This is a genomic window from Desulfobulbus sp. (assembly GCF_031547805.1).
Taxonomy (GTDB): Bacteria; Desulfobacterota; Desulfobulbia; order Desulfobulbales; family Desulfobulbaceae; genus Desulfobulbus.
In genome coordinates this window covers 31,421-57,534 of sequence record NZ_JAVBRQ010000021.1, presented here as the reverse complement: position 1 = coordinate 57,534, position 26,114 = coordinate 31,421, and the positions used below count along the sequence as shown (strand labels likewise).

Genomic DNA, 26,114 nt, shown 5'->3' with positions numbered 1-26,114 from the left:
GGTCACATATCCTCGATCAGGACGCCGCCCTTGGCGATGTTGTCCCGGCTTTCCTCGTCGATGAAAAGCAGGATGGATTCCTTCGGTTTGTTGGCCGCTTCGGCGATCACCTCGGTCACCCCTTTGGCAATCTTCTGTTTCTGTTCCTTGGTGAGCGTTCCCGCCACCCGAATACTGACATATGGCATGCCGTCCTCTCTTATGGATGGTTGATAAGGCGCTGCATCCGGCGTATTCGCTGCGCTCGCGCATCCGCCGCCCCTCGGTCGGAGCCTAGGGAGCCGATCGTGCCTTTTTGCAAGACAAACATCGGCAATGCAGGTAAAAGATAGCAGAAATCGGCGATCTCGTCGATGTGCATTGCAACCGGTCGATTGAAACCCAAACCCATTCTGCCACCAAGGAAACCCTATGCATGTGATCGTCACCGGCGGCGCCGGGTATATCGGCAGTCATACCTGCCTGGAACTGCTCAACGCAGGCTGCCGGGTCACCGTGATCGACAACCTCTGCAACAGTAGCCGGGAATCCCTGCGCCGAGTCGAGGAACTGACCTGCAAATCCCTTGCCTTTTTCGAGGTCGACCTGCTGGATCTGGACAGGCTGCGCGAGGTGTTCGCCCGCACTCCGGATGCCTCGGCGGTCATCCATTTCGCCGGACTCAAGGCGGTGGGCGAGTCGGTGGCAAAACCTTGGCTCTATTATAACAACAACCTGGTTTCGACCCTCAATCTGTGCCGGGTCATGGCCGAATACCGGGTGACCGACATCGTCTTCTCCTCCTCGGCCACCGTGTACGGCGATCCGGCCTCAGTGCCCATCCGCGAGGATTTTCCGCTGTCCTGCACCAATCCCTATGGCCGCACCAAACTGATGATCGAGGATATCCTGCGCGATCTCCAGCTGGCCGATCCTCAATGGAACGTGATTCTCCTGCGCTATTTCAACCCGGTCGGGGCCCATGCCAGCGGCAGGATCGGCGAAGATCCCAACGGCATTCCCAACAACCTCGTGCCCTATATCGCCCAAGTGGCAGTCGGCAAGCTGCGGGAGCTCTCGGTCTTCGGCAACGATTACGCCACCCCGGACGGCACCGGCGTGCGCGACTACATCCATGTGGTCGACCTGGCGCTCGGCCACCTCAAGGCCCTGGAAAAGCTGAGCGACCGGCCCGGAATGGCCATCTACAACCTCGGCACCGGCCGCGGCTATTCGGTACTGGAGATGGTCGCCGCCTTCGGCCGGGCCTGCGACAGGCAGATCCCCTATCGCATCGCCCCCCGCCGGCCCGGCGACATCGCCCAATGCTATGCCGACCCGTCCCTGGCCGGACGTGAGTTGGGTTGGCAGGCCCGGCTCGGCATCGAGGAGATGTGTGCCGACAGCTGGCGCTGGCAGGCGGCCAACCCCGATGGCTACAGATAGCGCCGCCCTGTCGGCGCCATCCGGGCACAGCCCGCAATCGACTCCGGCGGACGCGGACCTGCCCGGAGACACCCTGTACACCGCCGGCACGGTGGCGGAGGATTTCGCCTTCAACGACCGGGTGGCGGAGGTGTTCGACGACATGCTCAACCGTTCGGTCCCCTATTACCGCACGGTGATCGACGGCATGGCGCAGCTTGTGGCCTGCCATCTCTCCGCCGACGCCACGGTCTGCGACCTGGGCTGCTCGACCGGCACCACCTTGATTGAACTGGCCCGGCGGCTGCCGGAACTGCAGCTGCGCTATGTCGGCATCGACAACGCGCCGGCCATGCTCGCCAAAGCGCGGCGCAAAAGCGCCATGTTCAGCAAAAGCGAGGTGTTGCGCTTCGTCGAGGCCGACATCACCACCTGTCCCCTGCCCCGAGCCGAGGCCATCGTCTGCAATTACACCCTTCAGTTCCTCCGGCCGCTGACCCGGCAACCCTTTGTCCGGCGGATATACGAGGCGCTGCCCGCGGGCGGCGTCCTTTTTCTGGGTGAAAAAACCATCTCCCATTCCGGCCGGCTCAACCGCGACTTCATCGACATCTACCACGCCTTCAAAAAGCAGCAGGGGTATTCGGAACTGGAAATCGCGGCCAAACGGGAAGCCTTGGAAAATGTCCTGATCCCCTTTTCCCTGGAGGAGAACGTCGCGCTGCTGCGGCAAGCAGGATTTGCAGAAATCGAGCCATTTTTCAGGTGGTTCAACTTTACGGCCATCGTTGCCCTCAAGCGTTGAACCATGGATCTGATCCAGGCATTCCCCCAGGCCGACGGCGCCCGGCTCGAAACGGTGTTGGCCGAAAAAGCCGCCTGGGTCAATCAAGACAAAAAAGGCTTTCTCCGCTACCGGAACCTGCTGGCGGAGGTCAGCCATCTCCGGGCCTCCTCCTGCGATTTTTCCGGCGATGCGGTCCGCATCGGCACGACCGATGACCTGAGCCCGGACCAACAGCTTCAGGTCCATCGGGTCTTGCGCGGTTTCATGCCCTGGCGCAAGGGCCCCTTCTCGGTCTTTGGTATCGATATCGACGCCGAATGGCGCAGCGAGCGGAAGTGGAACCGCATCCTCCCCGAACTCCCGGACCTGGCGGGCAAGACCGTGGCCGACGTCGGCTGCAACAACGGGTATTACATGTTCCGCATGGCCCATCACCGGCCGGCGCTGGTGCTCGGATTCGAACCCTATGTCCAGCACTATTACGCCTTCAACGCCCTCAACGCCTTTGCCGGCCAGCGGCATCTCCGGGTGGAGCTGCTGGGGATCGAGCACCTGCCCCTTTTTCCCGCCTGCTTCGATGTCATTTTCTGTCTGGGCATCCTGTACCATCGGCCTTCGCCACTGGACGCCCTGCGCGACCTGCACGCCGCGCTCAAACCGGGCGGTTGGCTGATTGTCGAGTCCCAAGCCATCCCGGGCGAGGAACCGATGGCGCTCTTTCCCCGCACGACCTACGCCAAGGTTCCGGGCACCTGGTTCGTGCCCACCGGGGCCTGCCTGTTCAACTGGATCGCCCGCACCGGCTTCCGGGAGGTCCGCCTGTTCTGCGACCATTTCATGAGCAGCGCCGAACAACGCCGAACCGCCTGGATGGACTTCGAATCCTACGAAGATTTCATTGACAAGGACAATCACCAGCTTACTGTTGAGGGGTATCCGGCGCCCCGCCGGGTGTTCCTCAAGGCGACCAAGTAGCCGTAAAATTTAAATTTATCACCGATACCGCATGCGCGGGGCCAAAGCACGCGCCCGCACTGCAACCCCACAACCGAACAAGGAAAAGGACATGAACGCACAAGACTGCACGCTGTACCACGGAGGATTGAAAGGGGCGGAAACCCTGTTTGGCGAGAATGCCGAAAAATATGGCATCCAGGAGGTGATTTTCACCTTCGAAGGCCACCGTCTCAACCGCGACCGCAACTCCGTGGTCCTGACCGAGGAAGAACTGCAGCGGGGCGACATCAGCATGGAACTGGCATCGCGGATGATGAACCGAACCTATTACGAAACCGAGAAAATCCGTCGGGTGCTGCAGACGATCTTCCACATGGTCAATAAAGGACACCAGGTCTTCGTGGTCGGTACCATCCTGGAGGACAACTCGGTGAAAGGCGGCACCGGCTGGGCGGTGGAGCTGGCCAAGCTGTTCAACCGGCCGCTGCATGTCTACGACCAGCTCCGTCGGCAGTGGTTCACCTGGAAGGAAGGGGCATGGCTGGAAGACAGCCCCAAAATCTGCTACAACACCTTTGTCGGCTCGGGCACCCGCTACCTCAGCGACGACGGCATTGCCGCCATCAACCAACTCTTTGCCGACAGCTTTACCCAGCAGTAAGCCGCTTCCCGTTTGCGCGGCTCCCCACCAAAAAAAATTCCCGGTTTGCCGCCCTCCAGCGGTGGACCGGGAATAGAGTTTTTCTCCTATCCGCGCTATTTGCCGATACAGAACCGGCTGAAGACCGCATCCAAGACCTCGTCCGGGGTTGTCAGCCCGGTGATGTCGCCCAGATCGTCGAGCGCCGATTGCACCTCGACCGCCAGCAGATCGACCGGGGCGCCTTCCTCCATGGCACGGTAAAACCGGCGGCAGGCCTCCACCGTCCGCACCAGCACCGCCCGGTGCCTGGTATTGGGGGCGCAGGCAATCTGGTCGGTGAACTCGCTTCCGGCCGCGATGGTTTGGTAAATCGCCTCCTGCAGCGCCTCGATCCCTTCGCCCTGTTGGGCCGAAACCGGTACCGCCACGGTGTCGGCAAAGGTGCCAGCCAGGGCGGCGACCTGCTCATCGCTTGCCAGGTCGCATTTGTTGAGCACCACCAGATGCGGCTTGTGCCGGACACTCCCATGCAATTCGTGGTCGCGCGGGACCATCCCGGTCTGGGCATCCACCACCAACAATACCAGATCCGCCTCGGCCAGTTTGCGGCGGGCCCGTTCGATGCCGAGCGCCTCCACCGGATCCTCGTGCCGGCGGATGCCGGCGGTATCGACCAGGTGTACCGGGATACCGCGGATATCGATGTGTTCCTCCACCGTGTCCCGGGTGGTCCCCGGGACCGGGGTGACCAGGGCTCGTTCCTCTCGCAGCAGGGCATTGAGCAGGCTGGACTTGCCGACGTTCGGCCGGCCGGCGATGACCACCTTGACGCCCTCGCGCACGATCTTGCCCTGCTCCGCCAAAGCAATCAGGCGTTCCAGAGGGGCGATCACTTCCGGATGCAGCCGGGCGGCGATCTGACCGGCATCGAAAATCTCGACATCGTCGTCGGGAAAATCGATGGCGACCTCCAGCAAGGCAAGGTATTCGATCAAGTGCTGCCGAACGGCCTCGAACCGGTCGAAAAGCTGTCCCTGAAGCTGATTGACCGCCAATCGAGCGCCGGCTTCGGTCTGGGCCTGCAGCAGGTCGATCACCGCCTCGGCCCGGGTCAGGTCGATCCGGCCGGCTAGAAAAGCCCGCTTGGTGAACTCGCCCGGCTCCGCAAGCCGGCATCCCCAGGCGACCAGCATGCGGAGGATGCTGTGCAGAACGAGGTAGGATCCGTGGCAGTGCAACTCGACCACGTCTTCCCGAGTGTAGGTTTGCGGCCCGCGCATGTAGACCGCCAGAGCCTCGTCAAGCGTTTGGCCGTGGCGGTCGACGATGGTGCCGTAGTAGAGGGTGTGGCTGGTGAAATGGGTGCGAGGGGTGCGGGGCACGAAGACCTTGCCGAGCAGCGACAGGGCCTCCGGACCTGAAATTCGGATAATGCCGATGCCGCCGGTGCCCGGTGCCGTGGCAATGGCGGCAATGGTCTCAGTCGCCGGATGGGCGGCCACCCTGCCCTCCCCGCCTCTTTTTCGGCGCCGAGCGGCGGCCTTTGCCGGGTTTGTAGATCAGAACCTTTTTGAACAGTCCCTCGCCGACCGAACGACTGCGGACCCCTTTGTCTTCCTGGAGCACCATGTGCACCACTCGCCGCTCCGAGGGATTGAGCGCTGGAATGGCCTGGGTCTTGCCGTCCGTCTTGACCTGGGCGGCCAGCTCCACTGCCCGCAGCTTCAGCTCCTCGGTGCGCCGTTCGCGGAAATCCCCGGCGTTGAGGGAGAGCATGATTTTATCGGGCAGATGCTTGGCCACCATCTTGCGCAGCAGATATTGCAGACTGTCCAGTGTCCGCCCCTCGGGGCCGACAATGTGGGCCTCGTGCGGACCGGTGATGGTGCAGTGGACGGTGTTGTCGGCAAACGCCACCCGCACCTCAGAGGGCAGACCCATCAGGGTCAGCAGCTGGTGGAGATCGGCCTGAATGGCGGCCAGACTCTCTTCGGAGGGCGGTTCGATCGGGGTTTCCTCCTCGAAATCCTCCGGCTCGCCGTCCTGCTCGTCGTCCTCATCGCGCTGCTCCGGCCCGGCGGGCGCAATTGCAGGCGTTTGCACAAGGGGACGATCCCCATCGTCGGTGCCACTTACGGCCGTCGCCGCTGCAACACCACTTGCCGCCGCAGCCGTGCCATCCGGCGCATCCGTTGCGGTCTGCCCGATCACGGCCGGCTTCTCCGTCGGTACGGGTTTTGGAGCCGGCTTCTCCGGCGGAGCAGCTTTGGTCTCGATCTCCTCGATCAGCGAGACCGCCTTGCGCTGTACCCGGATGTGGGCTTTTTTCTTGCAGAGGCCGAAAATACCGGCTGATCCGGTTTCCAGCACCTCTATATCCAGGTCCTCTCGAGACGCCTCCAGGGTTTTGCAGGCCCGCTCGATGACCTCGGCTATATCCTTTCCATAAAAATCTTGACCTTTCGCCATGATACTCCTTTTCCCCATCCGCGTTCAGGCCTTATTCTGCCGATTGATGAGATACTGCTGCAGCATTGAAAGCAAGTTGTTGACGAACCAGTACAGCACCAAGCCCGATGCGAAATTGATGAACATGACGGTGAACACGATCGGCAAAAATTGCATGATGCGCGCCTGGGTGGGATCGGCCGCCGTTGGGGTCATCTTCTGCTGGAAGTACATGGAGGCGCCCATCAGCAAGGTCAGGATGGGGATGCCGTGCAGGTAGGGGATGTCGAACCCTATCCACAGCCGATCAGGGGCGGACAGGTCGTTGATCCACAGCATGAAGGGGGCGTGCCGCAATTCAATGGCCGCCATCAGCACGCGGTACAGGGCAAAGAAAAAGGGAATTTGAATCAGCATCGGTAGGCAGCCGCCTATCGGATTGACCTTGTATGTTTTGTACAAGGTCATGATTTCCTGGTTCATCTGGGCCGGATCACCCTTGTACCGTTCGCGGATCTTGGCGATCTTGGGCTGAAGTTTCTGCATGTTTTTCATGGACTTCATCCCTTTCTGGGTGATCGGCCAGAAAAGCAGCTTGATCAGCACGGTCAGCAAGATGATGGCGACGCCATAGTTTCCGGTGAACGCGTGGAAGAAATTCAGCAGCCACAGCATCGGCTTACCAAGGACGTCAAACCACCCGTAATCCACCGACTTGGCCAGGTCGTTCCCGGCCGCCTCGAGTATGTTCAGCTTGGCGGGCCCGAAGTAGAGGCTGTAGGCAAAGGTCTTGGCTTCATGGGCGCCAATCCCCAGGATACCTTCGGAAATCACGGTCCGCGCCTGTTTCTCCGACCCTTGCTGAGTCACGGTCACCGCGTTGCCGCTGGTTGGCACCACCGCGGTCATGAAATAATTGTCGATAAACCCTGCCCAGCTGATCTTGCCCTGGAGCACCACCGGCCCCTCGGTCAGGCTTTTCAACTTGGTTTCCACCAGCTTGCCGTTGGCATAGGCAGCGGGCCCGTGAAAGAGGAATTCGCTGTTGCCGGCGGCATGGGCGAAGGGCTCGTTGGTCAACGTCAAGGCCGGCGAGACTTGCAAGGCCTTGTCGGTGGTGTTCTGCACCTTGTATTCGACCTTGACGAGATAGCTGTCGCCCTTGAAAGTCAGGGTGCGGACCACGGTGAAGCCTTCGGCCAGGGTGGCGGTCATGGTCAGCTGGGCCGTCTCGTTTTCCTTGTCGATGGTGACCGCGGTTTTGTCCGCCTTGAACACGGGCAGGTTGGCGCCAGCGCCGTTGTCGAGGGAAAACAACACGGGCAGGCTGCCTGGACCGTGGTCGAACAGGAGTTCCATCGGGCCGGAATCCTTGTCCATCGTGTTGAGGTAGTCTTTCAGGACAAAACTCCTGAAGCCGCCTCCCTGTTCATTGATGACCACCGCATACAAGGGGGTATTGACCGTGATATCTCGTGCCTTCGGATCGACGGGTACGGTTTGTTGCGCCGCGGCGGCCGGCCCGGCCGGGGCTTGCTGCACCTGGGCCTGGACCGGCTGGCCGGCGGTTGCCGGTGTCGCCTGCTGCCCTTGCGGACCGGCGGGCGCTTGCTGGGGAGGCGCGGTCGGAAAAAGGTACTGAAAGCCGATCAGAATGAACAGCGAGAGGACGACGGCCAAAAAAGCTCTATTGAGATCCATGAAAATACCTTTGCGACCCTCTGCGGCAATGGCAGGGGTGTTGATGGGAGGAAAACGAAGCGCTGCGGCGGCTCATCGGACCGGATCATAGCCGCCCCGGGAAAAGGGATGGCAGCGCGCTATGCGCCAAAGTGCCAACAATGTCCCCCGGACGGCACCGTATTTGGCGACGGCCTCGATCGCATATTGGGAACAGGTGGGCACGAAACGGCAGGTTGGGGGAAAAAGCGGGGAGACGAGGTATTGGTACCCTCTGAACAACGCGATCAGGCATCGGCCAGGCAGCGTCCACCATCGATACCGCCAAGCCGGCTTCCCGGAGGGACGATCGTGAGATTGCCTGGTTTCCGGCATCGCCATGTACCTGGTCAGGCCCCGATGAGGCGAACAACACTGGTATGCATGTCCAGCAGGCTGTCGATGGCGAATTCAGGGCGGACGGTGAAAACAATGTCAGCCGACGGCGGGAACTGGTCGCGGTGCAGGCGAAAAACCTCCCTGATCAACCGCTTGATCCGGTTGCGCCGAACCGCATTGCCGGCCTTGCGCTGCACACTGATGCCCAAGCGATTGAACTCAAGGGCATTGGCCAGAAAAATCAGACCATACCCATCTCCCCTCAACCGCCGGCCGGATTTGTAGACGCGCTGGAAATCCCCGGTTGTTCGCAGCAGATGCTGTTTCGGAAGCGTGCGGCGATCCAAGCGATCAAGGCGCCAGTTGCTTGCGGCCTTTTGCCCGTCTTCTCTTGATGACCGCCTGGCCGGTACGGGTTTTCATGCGCACCAGAAATCCGTGGGTGCGGGCGCGTTTGGTGGTGCTGGGTTGAAACGTCCTTTTGCTCATAATCCGATTCCTTTCTGGCAGACAATCTGTTTAATAGAGGCGGAAAAGTCCCCTTGCTCATTTGTACTTTCTTGTGCCGCCCTGCTTGCAGACAGTGTAAATGCAGCAGCGGTCTTCGGCACCACGGTTCCGAAAACAGCCATGGGTGCTTCTGCAAAAAAGAACTATCATAATCATAGAGCTCAAGATCTGTCAAATTATTTCACCCCGGACAAGGTGGTCCATGTCTCTTCACCGATACCAGGACATCGACTGGAGCCGCCTCTGGCAACAGGCGCAGGCGGAGCGTTCCTGGCAGCCCAAGGGCGTTGCCGACTGGGACGAACGGGCCGCATCCTTTGCCCGGCGCACCGGCCAGTCGGCCTATGCCGATGCCTTCCTCGCCCTGCTCAAACCAGAACCGGACTGGTCCGTGCTCGATGTCGGCAGCGGCCCCGGTACCTTGGCCCTGCCCTTGGCGGCCAAGGTGCGGACGGTCACCTGCATCGATTTCTCGCCCAAGATGCTCGCCATCCTGGCCGACCGGGCGGAGCGAAACCGGCTGGACAACATCGCCACCCTGCCCCTCTCCTGGGACGACGACTGGCGCGCCTGTGGCCTGCTCTCCCACGATCTGGTCATTGCTTCGCGCTCGCTCGCCGTGGCCGATCTTGGCGCCGCCCTCCGCCGCCTCAACGAATTTGCCGCGCACCGGGTGGCGGTGACCGACCGGGTTGGCGCCGGCCCGCACGATCCCGACGCCTTTGCTGCGGTCGGACGCCCCCTGCACCCCGGGCCGGATTACATCTTCACCGTCAATATCCTCTATGAAATGGGCTGTCTGGCCACCGTCGATTTCATCCGGCTGGAAGAAACCGCCCGCTACCGCAACCTCGAACAGGCCCTTGCCCGCTACCATTGGATGCTTCCGGAGCTGGACACCCGCGAAACCAAGCGGCTGCAGGCCTATATTCGCTCCATCGCGAGGAATTGCGACGACGGCTCCATCGCGCTTCATCCCCGCCATGTTCCCACCTGGGCCTATATCACCTGGCACCCCGATCGGAAGCGGAGTTGACCCGTCTCGGAGGACGTCCCGGCCAGGATGCTTGCAAATGAAAGACAATGCCGTATAATAGCCCACTTTCCGAGGGACGGCGGGCGCAATCCTACGCAGCCCGCCGCGATTTGCCCTTATTTACCGGTAGTTTTCCCGCTGCTACGGATTTACAGCCATGACTGACTTCGACATCGCCGTCATCGGCGCGGGCCACGCCGGGTGCGAGGCGGCGCTGGCCGCGGCCCGTATGGGCTGCCGCACTTTGGTGTGCGTCATCAATGCCGACACCATCGGAGCCATGTCCTGCAATCCCGCCATCGGTGGCCTGGCCAAGGGGCACCTGGTCAAGGAAATCGACGCCCTTGGCGGCGAAATGGCCAAAAACATCGATGCCACCGGCATCCAGTTCCGGCGGCTCAACACCAGCAAAGGGCCGGCTGTCCGCTCCTCCAGGGCCCAGGCCGACCGGCTGCTCTACCGCCTGCGGATGAAGCAGGTGCTGGAAAATCAGCCCAACCTGGCCATCCGCCAGGCAGTGGTCGACGAAATCCTGGTCGAAGACGACCAGGTGGTCGGAGTACGAACCTCGCTGGACGAACGAATCCGAGTCAAGGCGGTGGTGGTTGCCACCGGCACCTTTCTCAACGGCCTGATTCATATCGGCCTGAAACAATTTCCCGCCGGCCGGATGGGGGACGCGCCCTCGACCAAGCTGGCCCAATGGTTTGTCGCCGCCGGCTTTGCCATGGGCCGGATGAAAACCGGCACCACCCCCCGGCTCGACGGCAACACCATCGACTATTCCCGGCTGGAGGCTCAGTACACCGACGAAACCCCGTCCCTTTTTTCCTTTGCCTCGGGCGGAGCGCCGCCCCTGCCCCAGCGCCCCTGCCACATCACTTACACCAACGAACGCACCCACGAAATCATCCGCGCCTCCATCGACCAGTCGCCCATGTACGCCGGCATCATCGAAGGGGTGGGCGCGCGCTATTGCCCGTCGATCGAGGACAAGGTGATGCGGTTTCCGGAAAAGCCGCGCCATCAGATCTTCCTTGAGCCCGAAGGCCTGGACACCGTCGAAGTCTACCCCAACGGCATCCCCACCAGCCTGCCGCTGGCCACCCAGGTCGCCCTGGTCCACTCCATTTCCGGCCTGGAACAGGCTCGGATCATCCGCCCCGGCTACGCCATTGAGTACGACCATGTCGATCCGCGGGAACTGAAACCGTCGCTGGAAACAAAACGCATCGCCGGTCTTTTTCTGGCCGGGCAGATCAACGGTACCTCGGGCTACGAGGAGGCCGCCGGCCAGGGGCTGATGGCCGCGATCAACGCCGTTTGCCGGGTGCGGGGCGAAGCGCCGGTCGTGCTCGACCGCTCGCAGGCGTATCTCGGGGTTTTGATCGACGATCTCGTGACCCTGGGCACCAAGGAGCCCTATCGACTGTTCACCTCGCGGGCGGAATACCGCCTGCTGCTGCGGGAAGACAATGCCGACATGCGGCTGTGTGCGATCGGTCATCGGATCGGGCTGCTCAGCGAATCCGCCTGGGAGGCGTTTCAGCGCAAAAAGGCCTGCATCGAGGAGACGGTGCGCCTACTGCACGAAACCCGGATCAAGCCGCAAAGCACGGTGAACGACTTCCTTGTCAGGCACGATTCCCAGGCCATTACCCAGGCCGTGACCTTGGCTGACATTCTGCGCCGGCCCGAGATCCGGTTGCACCAGCTCACGGAATTAATCGACGCAGTGGTCCCCGAGCGGCCACTGCCCGCCCAGGCCGCCGCCTTGAGCGACGAGATCGAACTGCAGGTGAAATACGAGGGGTACATCCGCAGGCAGGAGGAGCAGATCGTGCGTTTCAAAAAGCTCGAACGCATCGAATTGCCGCCGGATTTGGTCTACAGAGGCTTGCCCGGTCTCTCCAATGAAGTGGTGGAAAAACTGACCAAGGTACAGCCCCGCTCGCTGGGGCAGGCCTCCCGGATATCCGGCGTCACTCCGGCGGCCCTTTCCGTTCTCCAGGTCCATCTCAAACGCCTGGGCATTCTTTAACCGTCACGGGCAGGACACGACATGCTTGCGTATCCCACCATCGATCCGGTACTGCTTTCCGTGGGGCCGATCCAACTCCGCTGGTACGGCCTGATGTATGTCATCGGCTTTGCCGCCGCCTATCTGCTGGTCCTGTACCAGGCCAAGCTGTTTCACTGGCAGCAGATGCGCGACCGGCTCGACGACCTCCATTTATTTCTGATCCTGGGGGTGGTACTCGGCGGCCGCCTCGGCTATGTCCTGTTTTACAATCCGGCCTATTATCTTGCCCACCCCCTCGACATACCGGCCATTTGGACAGGGGGCATGTCGTTTCACGGTGGTTGCCTGGGGGCGCTCCTGGCCGGCTATCTCTTCTGCCGCCGCACGGGACTCGACTTCTGGAAGGCTGCGGATCTCTTCATCGTCTCCGCGCCCATCGGCCTGTTCTTCGGTCGTCTGGGCAACTTCATCAATGGAGAACTTTTCGGGCGGATCACCGTGGTCCCCTGGGGCATGGTCTTCCCCGAAGGCGGTCCCTTGCCCCGGCACCCTTCGCAACTCTATGAGGCCCTGCTCGAGGGGGTGGTCCTTTTCATAGTTCTCTGGGCCGTCAAAGCCAAGCCATGGCAACCGGCATCCACCAGCCGTTGGCCGCATGGAACCTTGTTGGCGCTTTTTCTCGGCCTGTACGGCTGCTTCCGTTTTTTGGTCGAATTTGTCCGCGAGCCGGACCCCCAAATCGGGCTGATCGGCTCGACCTTCTCCATGGGCCAGCTGCTCTGCCTGGCCATGATCGTCGCGGCGCCCCTACTGTGGCGATGGCTCCATCAAAGGGCAACCCAAGACCGGCCGCGCTGAGCCCGCTTTACCGGCCCGGTTTCCCAGGAATTAACTCACTGAATTTTCCGGGACAATTCCCTTCCCGGCCGAAATTTGACGACCCGGCGGGGAGGAATGGGCACGGTTTCTCCGGTTTGCGGATTTCTGCCGGTCCGAGGCGCCCGCTCCACGATGGTGAAGGTGCCGAACCCGGTCAGGGTGACGCGTTTTCCTTCCTTGATGGCTGCGAACAGGGTGGTCAGCATGCCGTCCAGGCTCTGGGCAGCCGCTTTTTTGCTGATGTTGGCAGACACCGCGATGGATGCGATGAGATCGTTTTTGTTCATGGACTCTTCCCACTTCGTGTCGTTAGCGCTCAGGCCGCGTCCCTCATTTGGTCCGACCGTTTCCAGAAGCCGTACTTAAGCCCAGCCAACAAAAAAAACAATTGTAAGAAATACCTAACGAATGTTAGGTAAAAATGCTTATATTTGAAACAATATACAAAGAAAACAGTACGCTAAATGAAATAAGAATAGCAAAGAAAAGAGAAAAATTATGGTTTATCGTCTGGGAGCAGCATGCCGCTGCTGGCCACATGATTGACGAGATCGACCGTCTTTTTCATCTTAAATTTTTTCAGCAGGCTTGCCCGATGATGATCGATGGTGCGGGGGCTGATGCCCAGGCGCTCGCCGATTGCTCGGCTCGAGCATCCCTGCACCACCAGGCGCAGCACCTCTTTTTCCCGATCGCTCAAGCAGAAACAAGGCGTCTTGGCATCGCCGCGGAAATTGGCGATCACTTCGTCGGTGACCTCCGGCGCAAGCTGCGAGGAGACATAGGGCCGGCCTTCGCGGATGGTGCCGATGGCGATGAGCAATTCACTTTCGGAGTCGTCCTTGAGCAGGTAGCCATGGGCACCGGCGGTCATGGCTTGGTAAAAATGATAGCTGCCGGAATGCATGGTTAAAATCAGAACAGCCATTTCCGGATACTGGTCGCGTATTCTTCGCAAGGCCTCAATGCCGTTGAGCTGCGGCATGGTAATATCCAGAATCACCATATCCGGGCGATGCAACTGCAGTTTTTCCAACAGTTCGCTGCCGTTGTCCGCTTCCGCCACAATGCAGAGGGACGGACAGGTACGGATGAGGCTTTTCAGCCCCTGGCGTATGAGGCAATGATCGTCGGCGATGGCGATGCGATATTGGTTCATGGCAGAAGCCGTCAGCGAAAAAGTATACTCACCGGACAATGATCCGAACCGGCGACCTCTTCATGAATGGCGGCGTCGACGACACGGGCGTCGCTGGCCCGGTCGACGATGAAATAGTCGATTCTCCAGCCGATGTTCTTTGCCCTGGCATTGAAGCGATAGCTCCACCAGGTGTACCGCTCCGGTGAGGCGTCGAATTTCCTGAAGGTATCGATGTAGCCGTTCGCGGTTATGAGATCCATCCAGGCTCGTTCCTGGTGGGAAAAACCGGGATTGTTGACGTTGGCCTTGGGATTGGCCAGATCGATCTCCTCGTGGGCCACGTTCAGGTCGCCGCAGAGCACGAGCGATTTGGATTGGGCAAGACGGTCCATGTAGGCCAACAGGGCCTGGTTGAAATCCTGCTTGAAGGTCAGCCGTTTCAATTCAGGCTGGGCGTTGGGCGAATAGACGTTGACGAAATAAAAGTCGCTGAATTCGAGGGTGAGCACCCGCCCCTCGTCATCGAACCTGGGCTCGTCGAGTCCGTACCGTACCTGAAGCGGGGCGGTCTTGCACAGCACGGCCGTGCCGGCATATCCCTTCTTTTTCGCCGGATTCCAGAACGCATGGTAGCCATCGATGTGCTGCAGCGATGGCGGCAGTTGCTCCGGCTGGGCCTTGATTTCCTGGAGGGCCAGGATATCGGCATCGAAGTCGCGTAACACGTCCAGTAGGCCGTTTTTCAAGGCCGCCCGTACCCCGTTGACATTCCAGGAAATGAATTTTTGTCCCTTTGTTTGCGGCATGTCCGTCCTCTTGTTGGTCGTCTTGAGCTTGCGCGGCGTCACGCCGATGCGCGGGCACCAACAGGCGATCGCGCAACAATCGCAATGGGGCCGCACCGGGGTGCATGTCCCCTGACCAAAGGCAACTAGAATGGAATTCACTTCAGCCCATGAAGGCTCCGGCAGGATATTTTGCAGGGCCATCTCGGTCTGCAAGGGGGTCTCGGTCTTGACCACCCCCCAGATGTTCATGATGCGATGCACGTGGGTATCCACGCAGATGGCCGGTTTGGCGAAGGCCACCGCCAACACCAGATTGGCCGTTTTGCGTCCGACCCCGGGTAAGGCGAGCAGGGAATCGATATTCTGGGGAACGGTGCCGTCGAACCGCTCTTGCAAGACCGCCGGCAACTGTCGGAGAAATCGCGCTTTGTTGCGATAAAATCCCACCGGATAAATGAGCCGCTCCAATTCCTCGGTTGTCAGGCGGCCCAACTCATCGACCGTACCGGCCTGGGCAAACAGCCGGCGGGCGGCGGCGGCGGTCACCTCGTCCTTGGTCCGTGCCGAAAGTAGTGTTGCCACCAAAATCTTGAAGGGATCGTTGGTTTGCGCCGCGATCAAATCGACCACGGGAACCTGATACGCCTGCACCTCTTTTTTGAGCAGGAGCAGGACATCATGCAAAGGAAATGTCATGCGTTGCACCGAATCAACGCCGGTTACGGCGGGGAAAGAACAATTACGATCCGGTCAACCTAGCATAGATGCGGCGGATGAGGCAACCCGAACAAATGATTTCCGGGAAACAAACGATACAAGCGAAAAAGAAAACCAGCACTTTGCGGCTGGTTCGAGGGTGGAAAAAGCGATCGAGCCAGAAAGGGCTCATGCAAAAGCAAGGGGGCGAGGACGTTGGTGAAGCAATCGGGCTCTTCGCTCATTTGCCTTGGCAGTGCTCACAACACGGTCACCTCGCCGGTGGCCAGATTATAGTAGGCGGCGACAACGACCACTTTGCCTTCATTCACCAGATCGGCGATAATGGGTTCTGATTCGGCAATTTTTCTGGCTGTGGCCCGTGCCAATTCCATGGCGGCGTTATCCGGCCAATGCCCTTCATGGCCTTTGGTTCTCTTCAGTGCCGCATCAATCGACGGGGTAAGACTGGCGATGTGCCCCTCCAACTTGACCCCCTGCGCCACCGCATTGACCGCGCCGCAGGAAGAATGGCCCAACACCATGACCAGAGGAGTATAGAGATGGGCAACCGCGTATTCGATGCTACCCAGGATGTGATCGTTGATGATATTGCCTGCAACGCGCAGGATAAACAAATCCCCCAACCCCTGGTCAAAGACATCAACCGGTGGGACCCGCGAGTCGGCGCAGGCAAGCACCACCGCTATCGGGTCTTGCCCACCGACAAGCCCCCTGCGCGATTCTTCGCAGTGATTGGGATGTTGGAGATTGCCCTTGACGAACCGTTCATTTCCCGCCAACAGGACTTGAAGCGCCTCTTGTCCCGTCATCTTTCTTTTCGCTGTTCGCATTCCTTTCCTTGGTCTGTACCGTTGTTGCATTGTTGAACAAAACTAAAGGCCAAGCGGGTCAGCCACCCTTTCCGCGCGGAAAAGGCCCAACAGCATATCAACTGGATAATGCTTCAGCTACAGAAAAAATGATAAGGAGAAAAAACCCTCCTTCAGCGTGGCACGGCGATATCCGCACACGCTACTTTTCCCCGTAATAATAATCCTTCTGGTATTCGTAATAGCCAAACACCCGATAATCGAGCATGGTGGCGCGGTAGGCATTGAAAACCACACCTAAAATCTTGTCGCGGCCAATGGCGTCGGCCAGAGCTTTCACGTATTCGCGACGGGAGGCGCCGGAACGAACCACCAGTACCACGCCGTCGACGTGCTGCGCCAGCACCGAGGTCTCACTGGCGGCATGCAGCGGCGGGCTGTCCAGAAGAACGATGCGGTCATCGTAGCGCTGGGCCAATTCGTCGACCAGCCTGCTCATTGCCGCCGAACCGAGCAATTCGGCAGGATTGACGGAACGAGGACCGGAAAGCAGCAGCGAAAGTTTCTCGACGCCTGACGGGAGCAGCAGGTCGGGTATGGGCTTGCGGTGGCAGAGATAGTCGGACAGTCCCGCCACGTTGCTCTGGCCAAAAAGGCTGTGCTGCATCGGTTTGCGTAGGTCGCAATCCACCAGCAGGCAGTAATTATCCACACCCTGCGCAAGGGATATCCCCAAATTGGCGCAAATAAAACTTTTCCCTTCGCCCGGGGAAGCGCTGGTCACCAGAATGGTCCGCGGAATCTTTCCCGAGGAAGGAAACAGGATGCGGGTACGCAAGGCGCGGATGCTTTCCGCCACCGGACCGGTGTTCGAGGTGGCAAGCACCAGGCGATCGTCCCATCGCCCGAGATGCAATTGCTCGGCAGCATCGACTGGGCTGGCTGGCGACGTGGCGGGTTCGGCCGGTTCAGGTTTCCGAGACTCGGGGTTGCTGGGGGCGAGGATGGGCGCATCCGATACCCGAACCTCCTCCGCTTCCACGACCATTGCCTCATCAGCCCGCTTCAATGCCTTGAATACTTTTCCCACAAGACCCTCCAACTGCCCTTAAAAACGAAGATACTGCAACAACGACTCGGGCAGCATCCTGCCCAGCGGAGAAATACCCCGGGTGGCCGGCAGCATTTCCAACACCACGAGAAGCATCAGAACCACAACGGCGACCCCGCCGCACACCCCGAGCAGGCGTGCCCTGTCGGGTTCGGCTTGGCTGGCGACGGGCAAGGGGTTCTCCTCGCCGGGAAAATGGAGATCCTCCACACTCTCCCGGACTAGATCCGCGTTGATCGCCGGTTTACTTTCTGCAAACCCGGACAGCAGGGCATGATCGCAGATAATATTGATCAACCGGGGGGTCCCGTGGCTGACCTGATGGATCTCGACAATGGCATCGTCGGAAAAAATATTGAGGTGCCGAGCCCCGGCATGTCGCAAGCGAAACAGGATATATTGCCGGGTTTCCTCAAGGGTGAACCGGTTGAGATGAAAACGGATACCGATGCGCTGGCGCAGGGGCAGCAGTCGGTCGTCGCTCATGCGTTCGTTGAGTTCCGGCTGACCCACCAAAAAGATCGACAGCACATCCTGTCCCTTTTCCTCCAGATTGGAAAGCAGGCGAATCTCTTCCAGAAGATCGACCGGGAGGACATGGGCTTCGTCGAAAATCAGCAACACCCGCTCATTTTTCTTGTAACACTTCTTGAGCAGGTTGCCGAATTCGATCAGGAACATGGCTTTGTTGCCATCCCACTGCAATCCAAGCTGCTTGGCTATGTAGGAAAAGAACTCGTCGCGCCGGAGGATCGGGTTGTTGAGATGGCAAAGATGGACATCATGCTCCAGCGAACTCACCAAGGCCTGCAGAAGCGTGGTCTTGCCCGAACCGACGTCGGCCGTCAGCACCAGGAAACATTTCTTACTGAGAATCCCGTATTTGAGGATGGCCAACCCTTCCTGATGGGTCTCGCTCATGAAGACCAAGGAGGGATCGGGCGTCAGGGCGAATGGTTTTTTGGACAGGCCGTAGTACTTGGTATACATGCTTAATCGTTTGCAATAACCGGGAAGAGTTTCAGACGATGATCATGCCCCTGATCCACATGAATGCAATGGCCGCCACCAGCAGGGCCGCATAACTGGATATCAGGGCAAGGCTTATCCGAAAAACAATCCGATCCTTTTTGGTTTCGGTATCTTTTTCGATAAACGGTATGGAGCAGATGACCGGCACGCCGATATATTCCTCAAGCTCACCGATATTCTTAAATGAGGTGTCGGCAAAGTCGACCAACAGGACATACCCGAGACTTAAACCCAAGCCCGCCGCCACGGCGGCAAGCAGAATTCTCAGGAAATTAGGTTTGAACGGTTTTTCAGGCGCGCGCGCGGGGTCGACAATCTTGAACTTGCTCCCTTTTTGATTTCGCTCGAGGTTTTCCCCGGATTGCGCCTGGAGATTCTGGGCGACCAGCTGATCGTAGTGACGACGCAATTCGCTGTAATCCCTGGTAAAACTAGCCCATTCCGCTTCACGGGTGGGCACCGCCTCTATCCATTTCTGGTACTGGGCGATTTGCGGAGGAATTTTCGCCTGTTCATCGCGCAATTGCTGAATATTGATATCCAGCTGTTTCAGTTGGACCTGGGTTCTGCTGTCTTCCAGACCTGCGGCTTGCGATGCTCTCGCGCCGGCCGATGCGTTCTGCTTGCCGCTTGATCCTCCCTTGGCTCTCTTTGCCTCCAATTGCTGGATCTGCTGCTTAACCCGCCGTACCTCCGGGTGATTCTCCGTGTATTTTCCCTGCAATTCCTCCAGATAGCCCTGCAGACGCAGCAAACGATCTCCATCGGTTTCCGGTTGGCGCGTGGCGGCACGCGCTTGATCGCCAGTAGCATGTAGGGAGGCGAGGCTGCGCTGCATATTGCCCTGCTCCTGCACCATGGCCCTGGTTCGTTCAAGCTCTTGAATGGAAGTCTGGATATCCTGATTTTGCCGCATGAGGGCCTGAAGCTGGGTAAAATTGCTCTGCCGCTGTTCCGGCATTTCATTGAAATATTTCAGCTTGTAGTCCCGCATCTGCTGTTCTTTCTCGTCCAGCACCTTCTTGGACTGATCCAACTCGCTTTGGGTAAATTTCGAGATCTCAGCTGCGCGCCCCTCGCGGTACTTCATATTTTCCTCGATGAACAACGAGGCCAGAGCGTTGGTGACCTTGGTCACTTTCTGTGGGTCGCCGCCTTGAAAGGACACACTGAAGATATCACCCTTGCCGGAAGGCTGGATGGCGATATTTGTCCGCATCATTTCAATAACATCTTCCAGAGGCAGCTTTTTTCGCGCTTCCTCGTACAAAGAAAAATTGAGGATGACCTTTTCAAGGTTGTTGCGACTGGTTACAAGTTCCCGTAACGTTGCCAAGGATTCCTGCAGCCTGCTCCTTCCTTGTTCCGGATCCATTTTCCCGGGATTGATCTGCTGCTGTTCATAGCTGAGCAAGGCGGTACTCTGGTAGCTCTTGGGAACGACAACGTAGTATCCCAGACCGATGGTTACCCCCAAGAGCAGGCAACTGGTGATGAGCCGCCATCTGGTTAGGACGAGATCGACATATTTTTTGATCAACTGGCGCTGCTGATTGTTCATATTTTTCTACGCGTTTTTTTTCAGCCATCAACCGTTATGTCGACAGCAAACACAACCACCTGCGTGATCGGCGATATTCACGGCTGCCACACTTCGCTCCGTCATCTGCTGGATCAAGTGTGCCATCGGGCGGACACCCTGGTGTTCCTCGGCGACTATGTCGACCGAGGCCCGGATTCCAAGGCGGTGATCTCCACCATTTTGTCGCTGCGTTCCCGGCATCCACGGGTCGTGCCGCTGATGGGAAACCACGATTTTCTGTTCTATCAATATCTCATGGGCGACGACGACGCCCTTTTCCTGCAAGTCGGAGGACGACAGACCCTGGCCAGCTATGGCATTCCGCTCTCGGCAACGCCCGAGCAAAGAACCCGATTGGTCCCCGCCGACCATCTCGCTTTCCTGCGGAGCTTACCTCTTTTCTGGGAGGATCAGCACGCCATTTATGTACATGCCGGCTTGCAGCCCGGCCGCCATCTCAGCCAACAAACCGCTCAATGGTGCCTGTGGGCCCGCGATGCTTTTCTCACCAGTTCCCACGAGTTCGGCAAGCCTATTGTTTTCGGTCACACGGTATTTGCCGAGCCCTATTTTGCGGCGGACAAGATCGGCATCGACACCGGAGCGGTGTATGGCGGGCAGTTGACAGCGCTGTTGCTGCCCGAGCGCGAGGTGGTCAGCGTGCCGCCAGGAGAGACCGCAATCTCCCAGGAATTTATTCATGGTAGTTGAAAGAAAAAAAAAGACAAGGGCAGCTATCTACAATTCCGCAAAAATTAATGGCGTGGTCTGGGCGATGTCGTTGTGCCCCTGCAACAGCATGCACAAGCGATCCACTCCCAAGGCTATCCCGGCCACCTCACCCATCCGGCTCAGGTTGGCGAGCAGTCTTTCCGGCATCTGGGCTGTTTTCCCCTCTTCCTGCATCTGCTCGATTGCCCGTTGAAAGCGCTGCCGCTGCTCCAGCGGGTCGGCCAGTTCGGAAAACCCGTTGGCCAGCTCGACCCCGGCCACGTAGAGTTCGAACCGTTCCGCCACCGCCGGATTGTGGCGGCTCCTGCGGGCGAGCGACCCCAATTCGACGGGGTAATCGTAGAGAAAGACCGGTCGAGTCCGCCCCAGGTTGGGCTCTACCTCGGTGACCAAGATCTCGTCAAAGCGGTCGGCACGCAGGGCGTCCGTGACCGAAACGGCGGCATGGCGCTGAAAAGCCTCGGCGACCGTCAGTCGCTCCCACGGCGGGGCCAAGTCCACTTGGGCATCCTGCCAACGCAGCCGGTCCCCATCCGTGAGGCCGGAAAAACCGGGCACCTTCCGTGCCACCCATCCGATCAGTTCCTCGCATTGCCGCATCAAGTCGAAGTAATCCCATCCCTTGTGATACCATTCGAGCATGGTAAATTCGGCTTGATGCAGCCTGCCGCATTCTTCCTTGCGAAAACAGTGGCAGATCTGAAAAATGCGCTCGCAGCCGCCCGCGAGCAATCGTTTCATGCAGATCTCCGGCGAGGTATGCAAAAAACACTCCTCGCTGGCGAAGGGAATGAGATGAGGTTCAGGGATCAGGACCGGCAGCCGTAACGGAGTATCGACTTCGATATAATCACGCCCAAGAAAAAACGAACGGATGGCCTGCAGCAAATCCGAACGCTGCCGCAGGCCCACGGGGGAGAGCATGCCCGATTATTCTTTCACCCGGGTGATGTAGGAGCCCGTCCTGGTATCGATTTGGATTTTATCACCTTGTTCGACAAAGGGCGGCACCTGGAGCTGAAAGCCGGTCTGCACGGTCACGGGTTTGGTATCCGAACCGGAGGTATCGCCCTTGGCCCAGGGATCGGCCACCGTGACCTCGAGGTTGACAAAGGTGGGCAAGGTGATATCGATGGGTCGGTCGCCGAAAAACAACACCTCCACTTCCATATTGTCGATCAGAAAATTCAGGTTGTCGCCCAACTGTTCCTTGGTCAGGAAAATCTGCTCGTAAGAGGAGGTGTCCATGAAGTGGTACTCGTTGTCCTGGGCGTACAAAAACTGCATTTTCCGCTCTTCGAGGTTCGGCCGGTCGAACTTGTCGTTGGAGCGGTAGGTTTGGGTGAATTGAACCCCGGTGATCATGTTGCGCATCTTGGTTCGGTACAGCGCCTGCCCCTTACCGGGTTTGGAGAAATCGAACTCGGTGACAATATAGGGTTCGCCATCAATTTGAATTTTTAAGCCCTTGCGCAGATCGGATGCTGTATACATACCTTTGTCCTTCACTCTTTATGAATCGATTACTTTTCCTAAAACAGGTTAAATTACAAAATTATCGTTTTTTTCGCAACCGCTTCCTGCGCCAAAAGCAAAACTTATCGCCTTAAACCGGTCTTCTCTTGTGTTCGTCCGGCAATGCCTATAGATTGTCAGCCCATGATGACCATTCCCAGACCGCAGCATAGCCGATGATCCGCGCCGGCGTTCTTTCCGACACCCACCTCAGCCGTCCGGACAGCCTGTTCGTCCGGCAGGTTGCGGCCTGCTTTGCCGATTGCGATGTCATCATCCACGCCGGCGACCTGACCTCGCTTGCGGTTTTGGAGGCCTTTCGCGGCAAGACCGTCCATGCGGTCTGCGGCAACATGTGCGACAGCGGGGTTCGCAGCCGCCTTCCGGAACAGATGCAATTTTCCCTGGGCCCCTTCACCATCGGCCTAACCCACGGCGCCCGGCTGGGAGCGGACCACGAAAACGCGCTCTGGAATCTCTTTCCCGAGGTCGACTGCATAGTCTACGGCCACACGCATCGACCTGTCTGCCAGCGCTACGGCTCGACCCTGTTCCTCAATCCGGGCAGCTTTTGTGCCACTGGGCTCTATGGCGCCCCCGGGTCCTTTGCCCTTCTCGAAGCCGGCGAGGAACTCGCCGCCCGAATCGCCGACGTTACACCGATCCGATGAAGGTGCTGTGGACTCCCTGGAGGATGGAGCACATCCTTGGCACGGCTCCGAAGCCGAGCGGTTGCCTGTTCGAGCCGCCCGGAACCGCGCTCCAGGACAAACCGTACCTCTTGCTTTTCCGCGACGGGCTGACCGTTGTCCTCCTGAATCGGTTTCCCTACGCCAACGGTCATCTGCTCCTGGCGCCCCGGCGGCACCTGGCCGATCTCTCCGACCTCGCGCCGGAAGAAAATTGCCGGCTGATGGCGATGCTCACCACCTGCTGTACCATCCTCAGGCGCCATTTGCATCCCGACGGCATCAACATCGGCCTCAATTTGGGTACCGTGGCCGGAGCCGGTATTGCCGACCATCTGCACTTCCACATCGTGCCCCGTTGGCGGGACGACCACAATTTCATGACCGTCTGCGCCGAAGTCCGCACCATTCCCCAGCACATCGAGCGGACCTTTGACACGCTCGCGCCGGACTTTCGCGCATTGCCGCCCCCTTCAGCTCCATGAACGCCGCGCCGCCCAAAATCACCCCCATGCTCCAGCAGTACCTGGAGATCAAGGAACAGTATCCCGATACCATCCTCTTCTACCGCATGGGCGATTTCTACGAGATGTTCTTCGATGACGCCCTGACCGCGGCCAAGATCCTGGGGATTACCTTGACCTCGCGCAGCGCCAAGGACGAAGCCAACAAGATCCCAATGTGCGGCGTGCCCTTCCACGCCGTGACCGGCTATCTGGGCCGGATGATCAAGGCCGGCTACCGGGTCGCCCTATGCGAGCAGGTCGAGGACCCCAAACAGGCCAAGGGCATTGTCCGCCGGGAAGTCGTGCGGGTGGTCAGTCCGGGCGTCACCACCGACGATCAGTTGCTCGACGCCAAATCGGACTGTTATGTCTGCGCCGCCTCGTTTTCCCGCAAATCGGCCAAGGAGATGCTGGCCGGTCTGGCGGTGGTCGATGTCTCGACCGGCCGTTTTCAGGTCAGCGAGGTCATCTTCGCCCCAAGCGATCCCGCCCCCCTGATCGACGAGTTTACTCGCCTTCGTCCCGCCGAACTGATTCTGCCGCAGTCCGAACTCGAAGAGTGGACCGGGCTCACCGACTTGCTTGCCGCCCACTTGGGGCAGCTCTGCCTGACCGGCCGGCCGGATATGCACTTCGATTCCCGCGCCGCACTTTCGGCCCTCACCGAACATTTCCATACCACCAGCCTGGCTGGTTTCGGTTGCGCCGCCTACACCGCCGCCGTCAATGCGGCCGGCGCCTTGCTGCTGTATCTCAAGGAGACGCAAAAATCCGAACTTTCCCATATCAAGCAACTCAGCCCCCTCAACCAAGGCGGCTTTCTGATCATCGACGACGCCTCCCGCCGCAATCTCGAGTTGACCGAAACGCTGGTCGGCGGCCAGCGGGAAGGCTCGCTGCTGTTTGCGATCGATCGGACCGCCACCCCGATGGGAGCCCGCCTGTTGCGGCGCTGGCTGTTGTTTCCGCTGCAGGAGCGAGAACAGATCGAGGCGCGGCTGGCCAGCGTCCAAGAGTTGCTCCAGCGCCCTGACGCCAGGGCCGCCATCCGCGACCTGCTCGATTCGATTTACGACCTCGAACGGTTGTGCAGCCGCCTGGTGCTCGGCCATGGCAACGCCCGCGACATGGGCGCCATCAAGACCTCCCTGGCACAATTGCCCGCCATCCATGTCTGGTTGGCCGAGTGCACCTCCCCGCTGCTGCGGGCCATGGCCGCCGAATTCGACTCCCTGACCGATCTGCACCAACTCATCGACGCCGCCATCCGAGACGACGCCCCGATCAGCCTGCGGGAAGGGCTTTTGATCAAGGAGGGATACCACGACGAACTCGACCGGCTGCTCGTGCTGCTCCGCGATGGCAAGCAACTGATTCTCGCCCTGGAAACCAGCGAGCGGGAACGTTCCGGCCTGGCCAAGCTGAAGGTCGGCTACAACAAGGTTTTCGGCTATTATTTCGAGGTAAGCCGCAGCCAAGCCGAGGCGCTTCCCGACTATTTCATCCGCAAGCAAACCCTGGTCAACGCCGAGCGCTTCATCACCCCCGAGTTGAAGGAATTGGAGAACTCCATTGCCACCGCCCAGGAACGCAGGTTGGAACTCGAATACGAACTTTTCCTGCAGGTGCGCAGCCAACTCGTCGAACACAACCAGCGTCTGCTGGCCGTCGCCGACCTCCTGGCCCGGATCGATGTGCTGGCCTGCTTCGCCGAACTGGCGTACCGACACCGGTACTGCCGGCCGGAGATCAACGCCAACCGCTCCCTCTCCATCGCCGAGGGCCGCCATCCGGTCATCGAACGCTCCCTGGAGCCTGGCCGCTTTGTTCCCAACGACGTGCATCTCGATCAGGAACGCGACGAGATCCTGATCATCACCGGCCCCAACATGGCGGGGAAATCGACCGTTTTGCGCCAAACCGCCCTGATCGTCCTCATGGCCCATCTCGGCAGCTTCGTACCGGCGGAGTCGGCGGACATTTGTCTGATCGACCGCATCTTCACCCGGGTCGGCGCCATGGACGATCTGCGGCGCGGCCAGTCGACCTTCATGGTCGAAATGAATGAGACCGCCAATATTTTAAACAACGCCACCGAGAATAGCCTGGTGATTCTGGATGAAATCGGCCGTGGCACCTCGACCTACGACGGACTGGCCATTGCCTGGGCCGTGGTGGAGGAACTGGCCCAAAAAGACGGCATTGGCATCAAAACCCTTTTCGCCACCCATTACCATGAGCTGACCGACCTGGCAGCAACAAACGCCAGGGTGCAGAACTATTCGATCGCCGTCAAGGAATGGAACAACACCATCATCTTCCTTCACAAGCTGATCAAGGGTGCCACCAACCGCAGCTACGGCATCCAGGTGGCCTCTCTGGCCGGGGTGCCCGAGCATGTCATCACCCGCGCCTACGAAATTCTGAAGAATATCGAGATAGGCGAGTTCAACCTCCAGGGGCAGCCGACCATCGCCGCTGGCAAGAAAAGCAAAAAAAACGCCCCTCGTCAGCTGTCGCTGTTCACACCTCCCACTCATCCCGCGCTTGCACTGCTGGCCGCCATCAACCCCGACGAGTTGAGTCCCAAGCAAGCACTTGAGCTTATCTATCAAGCACTTGCCTGCCTCAAGGCCTCTGATCCATAAACTCCGGCCTCTGGTTTTTCTTGAGATTTTCCAGCCTGCCTGTAAACCACCGACGCCTCTGTTTAAATTTTTTAAACTTTGCGCACTGCAAAGTAC

General features: G+C 59.3%; 29 protein-coding genes. 12 read left to right on the top strand and 17 right to left on the bottom strand.

From position 1 onward, the window contains the following. Nucleotides 1-2: 2 nt before the first annotated feature. On the bottom strand, nucleotides 3-188 hold the full coding sequence (locus RMR13_RS08385; protein WP_310600188.1) for a 4-oxalocrotonate tautomerase family protein: 186 nt from the start codon (nucleotides 186-188) through the stop codon (nucleotides 3-5). Between the two features lie 11 nt (nucleotides 189-199). Then, nucleotides 200-361, bottom strand: a complete 162-nt coding sequence (locus tag RMR13_RS08380) for a hypothetical protein (protein ID WP_310600187.1) — start codon at nucleotides 359-361, stop codon at nucleotides 200-202. 50 nt (nucleotides 362-411) lie between these two features. Here RMR13_RS08380 and galE point away from each other — a divergent pair, with 50 nt between their 5' ends. From galE to RMR13_RS08360, 4 genes are all read left to right on the top strand, one after another. Then, a complete protein-coding gene (gene galE / locus RMR13_RS08375) occupies nucleotides 412-1,425 on the top strand; it encodes a UDP-glucose 4-epimerase GalE (protein WP_310600186.1) in 1,014 nt (337 codons plus the stop codon). Continuing rightward, complete coding sequence (gene cmoA, locus RMR13_RS08370) at nucleotides 1,412-2,209, top strand: carboxy-S-adenosyl-L-methionine synthase CmoA (protein ID WP_310600185.1); 798 nt, start codon at nucleotides 1,412-1,414, stop codon at nucleotides 2,207-2,209. The genes galE and cmoA overlap by 14 nt, the downstream gene beginning before the upstream one ends. A 3-nt stretch (nucleotides 2,210-2,212) precedes the next feature. Continuing rightward, nucleotides 2,213-3,166 (top strand): tRNA 5-methoxyuridine(34)/uridine 5-oxyacetic acid(34) synthase CmoB, encoded by a 954-nt coding sequence (gene cmoB / locus RMR13_RS08365; RefSeq protein WP_310600184.1) that lies wholly within the window; start codon nucleotides 2,213-2,215, stop codon nucleotides 3,164-3,166. Between the two features lie 91 nt (nucleotides 3,167-3,257). Then, complete coding sequence (locus tag RMR13_RS08360; RefSeq protein ID WP_310600183.1) at nucleotides 3,258-3,809, top strand: hypothetical protein; 552 nt, start codon at nucleotides 3,258-3,260, stop codon at nucleotides 3,807-3,809. Nucleotides 3,810-3,904: 95 nt separating this feature from the next. Here RMR13_RS08360 and mnmE read toward each other — a convergent pair whose 3' ends face one another. From mnmE to rpmH, 6 genes are all read right to left on the bottom strand, one after another. After that, nucleotides 3,905-5,293, bottom strand: coding sequence for a tRNA uridine-5-carboxymethylaminomethyl(34) synthesis GTPase MnmE (gene mnmE / locus RMR13_RS08355; protein WP_310600182.1), 1,389 nt, complete (start codon nucleotides 5,291-5,293; stop codon nucleotides 3,905-3,907). Then, nucleotides 5,271-6,260 (bottom strand): Jag N-terminal domain-containing protein, encoded by a 990-nt coding sequence (locus RMR13_RS08350; RefSeq protein ID WP_310600181.1) that lies wholly within the window; start codon nucleotides 6,258-6,260, stop codon nucleotides 5,271-5,273. The genes mnmE and RMR13_RS08350 overlap by 23 nt, the downstream gene beginning before the upstream one ends. A 24-nt stretch (nucleotides 6,261-6,284) precedes the next feature. Next, nucleotides 6,285-7,940, bottom strand: a complete 1,656-nt coding sequence (gene yidC, locus RMR13_RS08345) for a membrane protein insertase YidC (RefSeq protein WP_310600180.1) — start codon at nucleotides 7,938-7,940, stop codon at nucleotides 6,285-6,287. Between the two features lie 72 nt (nucleotides 7,941-8,012). Beyond that, nucleotides 8,013-8,225, bottom strand: a complete 213-nt coding sequence (yidD, locus tag RMR13_RS08340; RefSeq protein WP_408936590.1) for a membrane protein insertion efficiency factor YidD — start codon at nucleotides 8,223-8,225, stop codon at nucleotides 8,013-8,015. Between the two features lie 83 nt (nucleotides 8,226-8,308). After that, on the bottom strand, nucleotides 8,309-8,644 hold the full coding sequence (rnpA, locus tag RMR13_RS08335; protein ID WP_310600178.1) for a ribonuclease P protein component: 336 nt from the start codon (nucleotides 8,642-8,644) through the stop codon (nucleotides 8,309-8,311). A 4-nt stretch (nucleotides 8,645-8,648) separates the two neighbouring features. Then, on the bottom strand, nucleotides 8,649-8,786 hold the full coding sequence (rpmH, locus tag RMR13_RS08330) for a 50S ribosomal protein L34 (RefSeq protein ID WP_310600177.1): 138 nt from the start codon (nucleotides 8,784-8,786) through the stop codon (nucleotides 8,649-8,651). 223 nt (nucleotides 8,787-9,009) lie between these two features. Here rpmH and RMR13_RS08325 point away from each other — a divergent pair, with 223 nt between their 5' ends. From RMR13_RS08325 to lgt, 3 genes are all read left to right on the top strand, one after another. Continuing rightward, nucleotides 9,010-9,843 carry a class I SAM-dependent methyltransferase gene (locus RMR13_RS08325; protein ID WP_310600176.1) on the top strand — a complete coding sequence of 278 codons (834 nt, stop codon included), beginning with the start codon at nucleotides 9,010-9,012 and terminating at the stop codon, nucleotides 9,841-9,843. Nucleotides 9,844-10,000: 157 nt separating this feature from the next. Further along, nucleotides 10,001-11,884 (top strand): tRNA uridine-5-carboxymethylaminomethyl(34) synthesis enzyme MnmG, encoded by a 1,884-nt coding sequence (gene mnmG, locus RMR13_RS08320; RefSeq protein ID WP_310600175.1) that lies wholly within the window; start codon nucleotides 10,001-10,003, stop codon nucleotides 11,882-11,884. A 21-nt stretch (nucleotides 11,885-11,905) separates the two neighbouring features. After that, on the top strand, nucleotides 11,906-12,724 hold the full coding sequence (lgt, locus tag RMR13_RS08315) for a prolipoprotein diacylglyceryl transferase (RefSeq protein WP_310600174.1): 819 nt from the start codon (nucleotides 11,906-11,908) through the stop codon (nucleotides 12,722-12,724). Nucleotides 12,725-12,759: 35 nt separating this feature from the next. Here the strand turns inward: lgt and RMR13_RS08310 are convergent, their stop codons facing one another. The 3 genes from RMR13_RS08310 to RMR13_RS08300 form a co-directional block, all read right to left on the bottom strand. After that, nucleotides 12,760-13,032: an HU family DNA-binding protein gene (locus RMR13_RS08310; RefSeq protein WP_310600173.1), complete on the bottom strand. Its 273-nt coding sequence runs from the start codon at nucleotides 13,030-13,032 to the stop codon at nucleotides 12,760-12,762. A gap of 209 nt (nucleotides 13,033-13,241) precedes the next feature. Continuing rightward, nucleotides 13,242-13,904, bottom strand: a complete 663-nt coding sequence (locus RMR13_RS08305) for a response regulator transcription factor (protein WP_310600172.1) — start codon at nucleotides 13,902-13,904, stop codon at nucleotides 13,242-13,244. 11 nt (nucleotides 13,905-13,915) lie between these two features. Continuing rightward, the gene (locus tag RMR13_RS08300) at nucleotides 13,916-15,370 is read right to left on the bottom strand and encodes an exodeoxyribonuclease III (RefSeq protein ID WP_310600171.1); all 1,455 of its coding nucleotides are present in this window, start codon (nucleotides 15,368-15,370) and stop codon (nucleotides 13,916-13,918) included. Here RMR13_RS08300 and RMR13_RS08295 point away from each other — a divergent pair. Then, nucleotides 15,369-15,593 carry a hypothetical protein gene (locus RMR13_RS08295; RefSeq protein WP_310600170.1) on the top strand — a complete coding sequence of 75 codons (225 nt, stop codon included), beginning with the start codon at nucleotides 15,369-15,371 and terminating at the stop codon, nucleotides 15,591-15,593. The two genes, RMR13_RS08300 and RMR13_RS08295, sit on opposite strands and share 2 nt — an antisense overlap. 37 nt (nucleotides 15,594-15,630) lie before the next feature. On the opposite strand, the gene RMR13_RS08290 is transcribed toward RMR13_RS08295, so the two are convergent. From RMR13_RS08290 to RMR13_RS08275, 4 genes are all read right to left on the bottom strand, one after another. Further along, nucleotides 15,631-16,224: a carbonic anhydrase gene (locus RMR13_RS08290; protein ID WP_310600169.1), complete on the bottom strand. Its 594-nt coding sequence runs from the start codon at nucleotides 16,222-16,224 to the stop codon at nucleotides 15,631-15,633. 181 nt (nucleotides 16,225-16,405) lie between these two features. After that, a complete protein-coding gene (locus RMR13_RS08285; protein ID WP_310600168.1) occupies nucleotides 16,406-17,293 on the bottom strand; it encodes a CpsD/CapB family tyrosine-protein kinase in 888 nt (295 codons plus the stop codon). 18 nt (nucleotides 17,294-17,311) lie between these two features. After that, a complete protein-coding gene (locus RMR13_RS08280; protein ID WP_310600167.1) occupies nucleotides 17,312-18,304 on the bottom strand; it encodes an AAA family ATPase in 993 nt (330 codons plus the stop codon). Nucleotides 18,305-18,335: 31 nt separating this feature from the next. Further along, nucleotides 18,336-19,907 (bottom strand): Wzz/FepE/Etk N-terminal domain-containing protein, encoded by a 1,572-nt coding sequence (locus tag RMR13_RS08275; protein ID WP_310600166.1) that lies wholly within the window; start codon nucleotides 19,905-19,907, stop codon nucleotides 18,336-18,338. Nucleotides 19,908-19,943: 36 nt separating this feature from the next. Here RMR13_RS08275 and RMR13_RS08270 point away from each other — a divergent pair, with 36 nt between their 5' ends. Continuing rightward, nucleotides 19,944-20,639 (top strand): metallophosphoesterase, encoded by a 696-nt coding sequence (locus tag RMR13_RS08270; RefSeq protein ID WP_310600165.1) that lies wholly within the window; start codon nucleotides 19,944-19,946, stop codon nucleotides 20,637-20,639. Nucleotides 20,640-20,666: 27 nt separating this feature from the next. Here RMR13_RS08270 and epmA read toward each other — a convergent pair whose 3' ends face one another. Next, nucleotides 20,667-21,584 (bottom strand): EF-P lysine aminoacylase EpmA, encoded by a 918-nt coding sequence (epmA, locus tag RMR13_RS08265; protein ID WP_310600164.1) that lies wholly within the window; start codon nucleotides 21,582-21,584, stop codon nucleotides 20,667-20,669. A 6-nt stretch (nucleotides 21,585-21,590) separates the two neighbouring features. After that, nucleotides 21,591-22,154, bottom strand: a complete 564-nt coding sequence (gene efp, locus RMR13_RS08260; RefSeq protein ID WP_310600163.1) for an elongation factor P — start codon at nucleotides 22,152-22,154, stop codon at nucleotides 21,591-21,593. Between the two features lie 197 nt (nucleotides 22,155-22,351). Here efp and RMR13_RS08255 point away from each other — a divergent pair, with 197 nt between their 5' ends. The 3 genes from RMR13_RS08255 to mutS are packed head-to-tail and all read left to right on the top strand — an operon-like array spanning nucleotide 22,352 to nucleotide 26,018. Then, complete coding sequence (locus RMR13_RS08255; protein ID WP_310600162.1) at nucleotides 22,352-22,846, top strand: YfcE family phosphodiesterase; 495 nt, start codon at nucleotides 22,352-22,354, stop codon at nucleotides 22,844-22,846. Nucleotides 22,847-22,869: 23 nt separating this feature from the next. Next, complete coding sequence (locus tag RMR13_RS08250) at nucleotides 22,870-23,349, top strand: HIT domain-containing protein (RefSeq protein ID WP_310600161.1); 480 nt, start codon at nucleotides 22,870-22,872, stop codon at nucleotides 23,347-23,349. Next, nucleotides 23,346-26,018, top strand: a complete 2,673-nt coding sequence (gene mutS / locus RMR13_RS08245) for a DNA mismatch repair protein MutS (RefSeq protein ID WP_310600160.1) — start codon at nucleotides 23,346-23,348, stop codon at nucleotides 26,016-26,018. The genes RMR13_RS08250 and mutS overlap by 4 nt, the downstream gene beginning before the upstream one ends. Nucleotides 26,019-26,114: the final 96 nt, after the last annotated feature.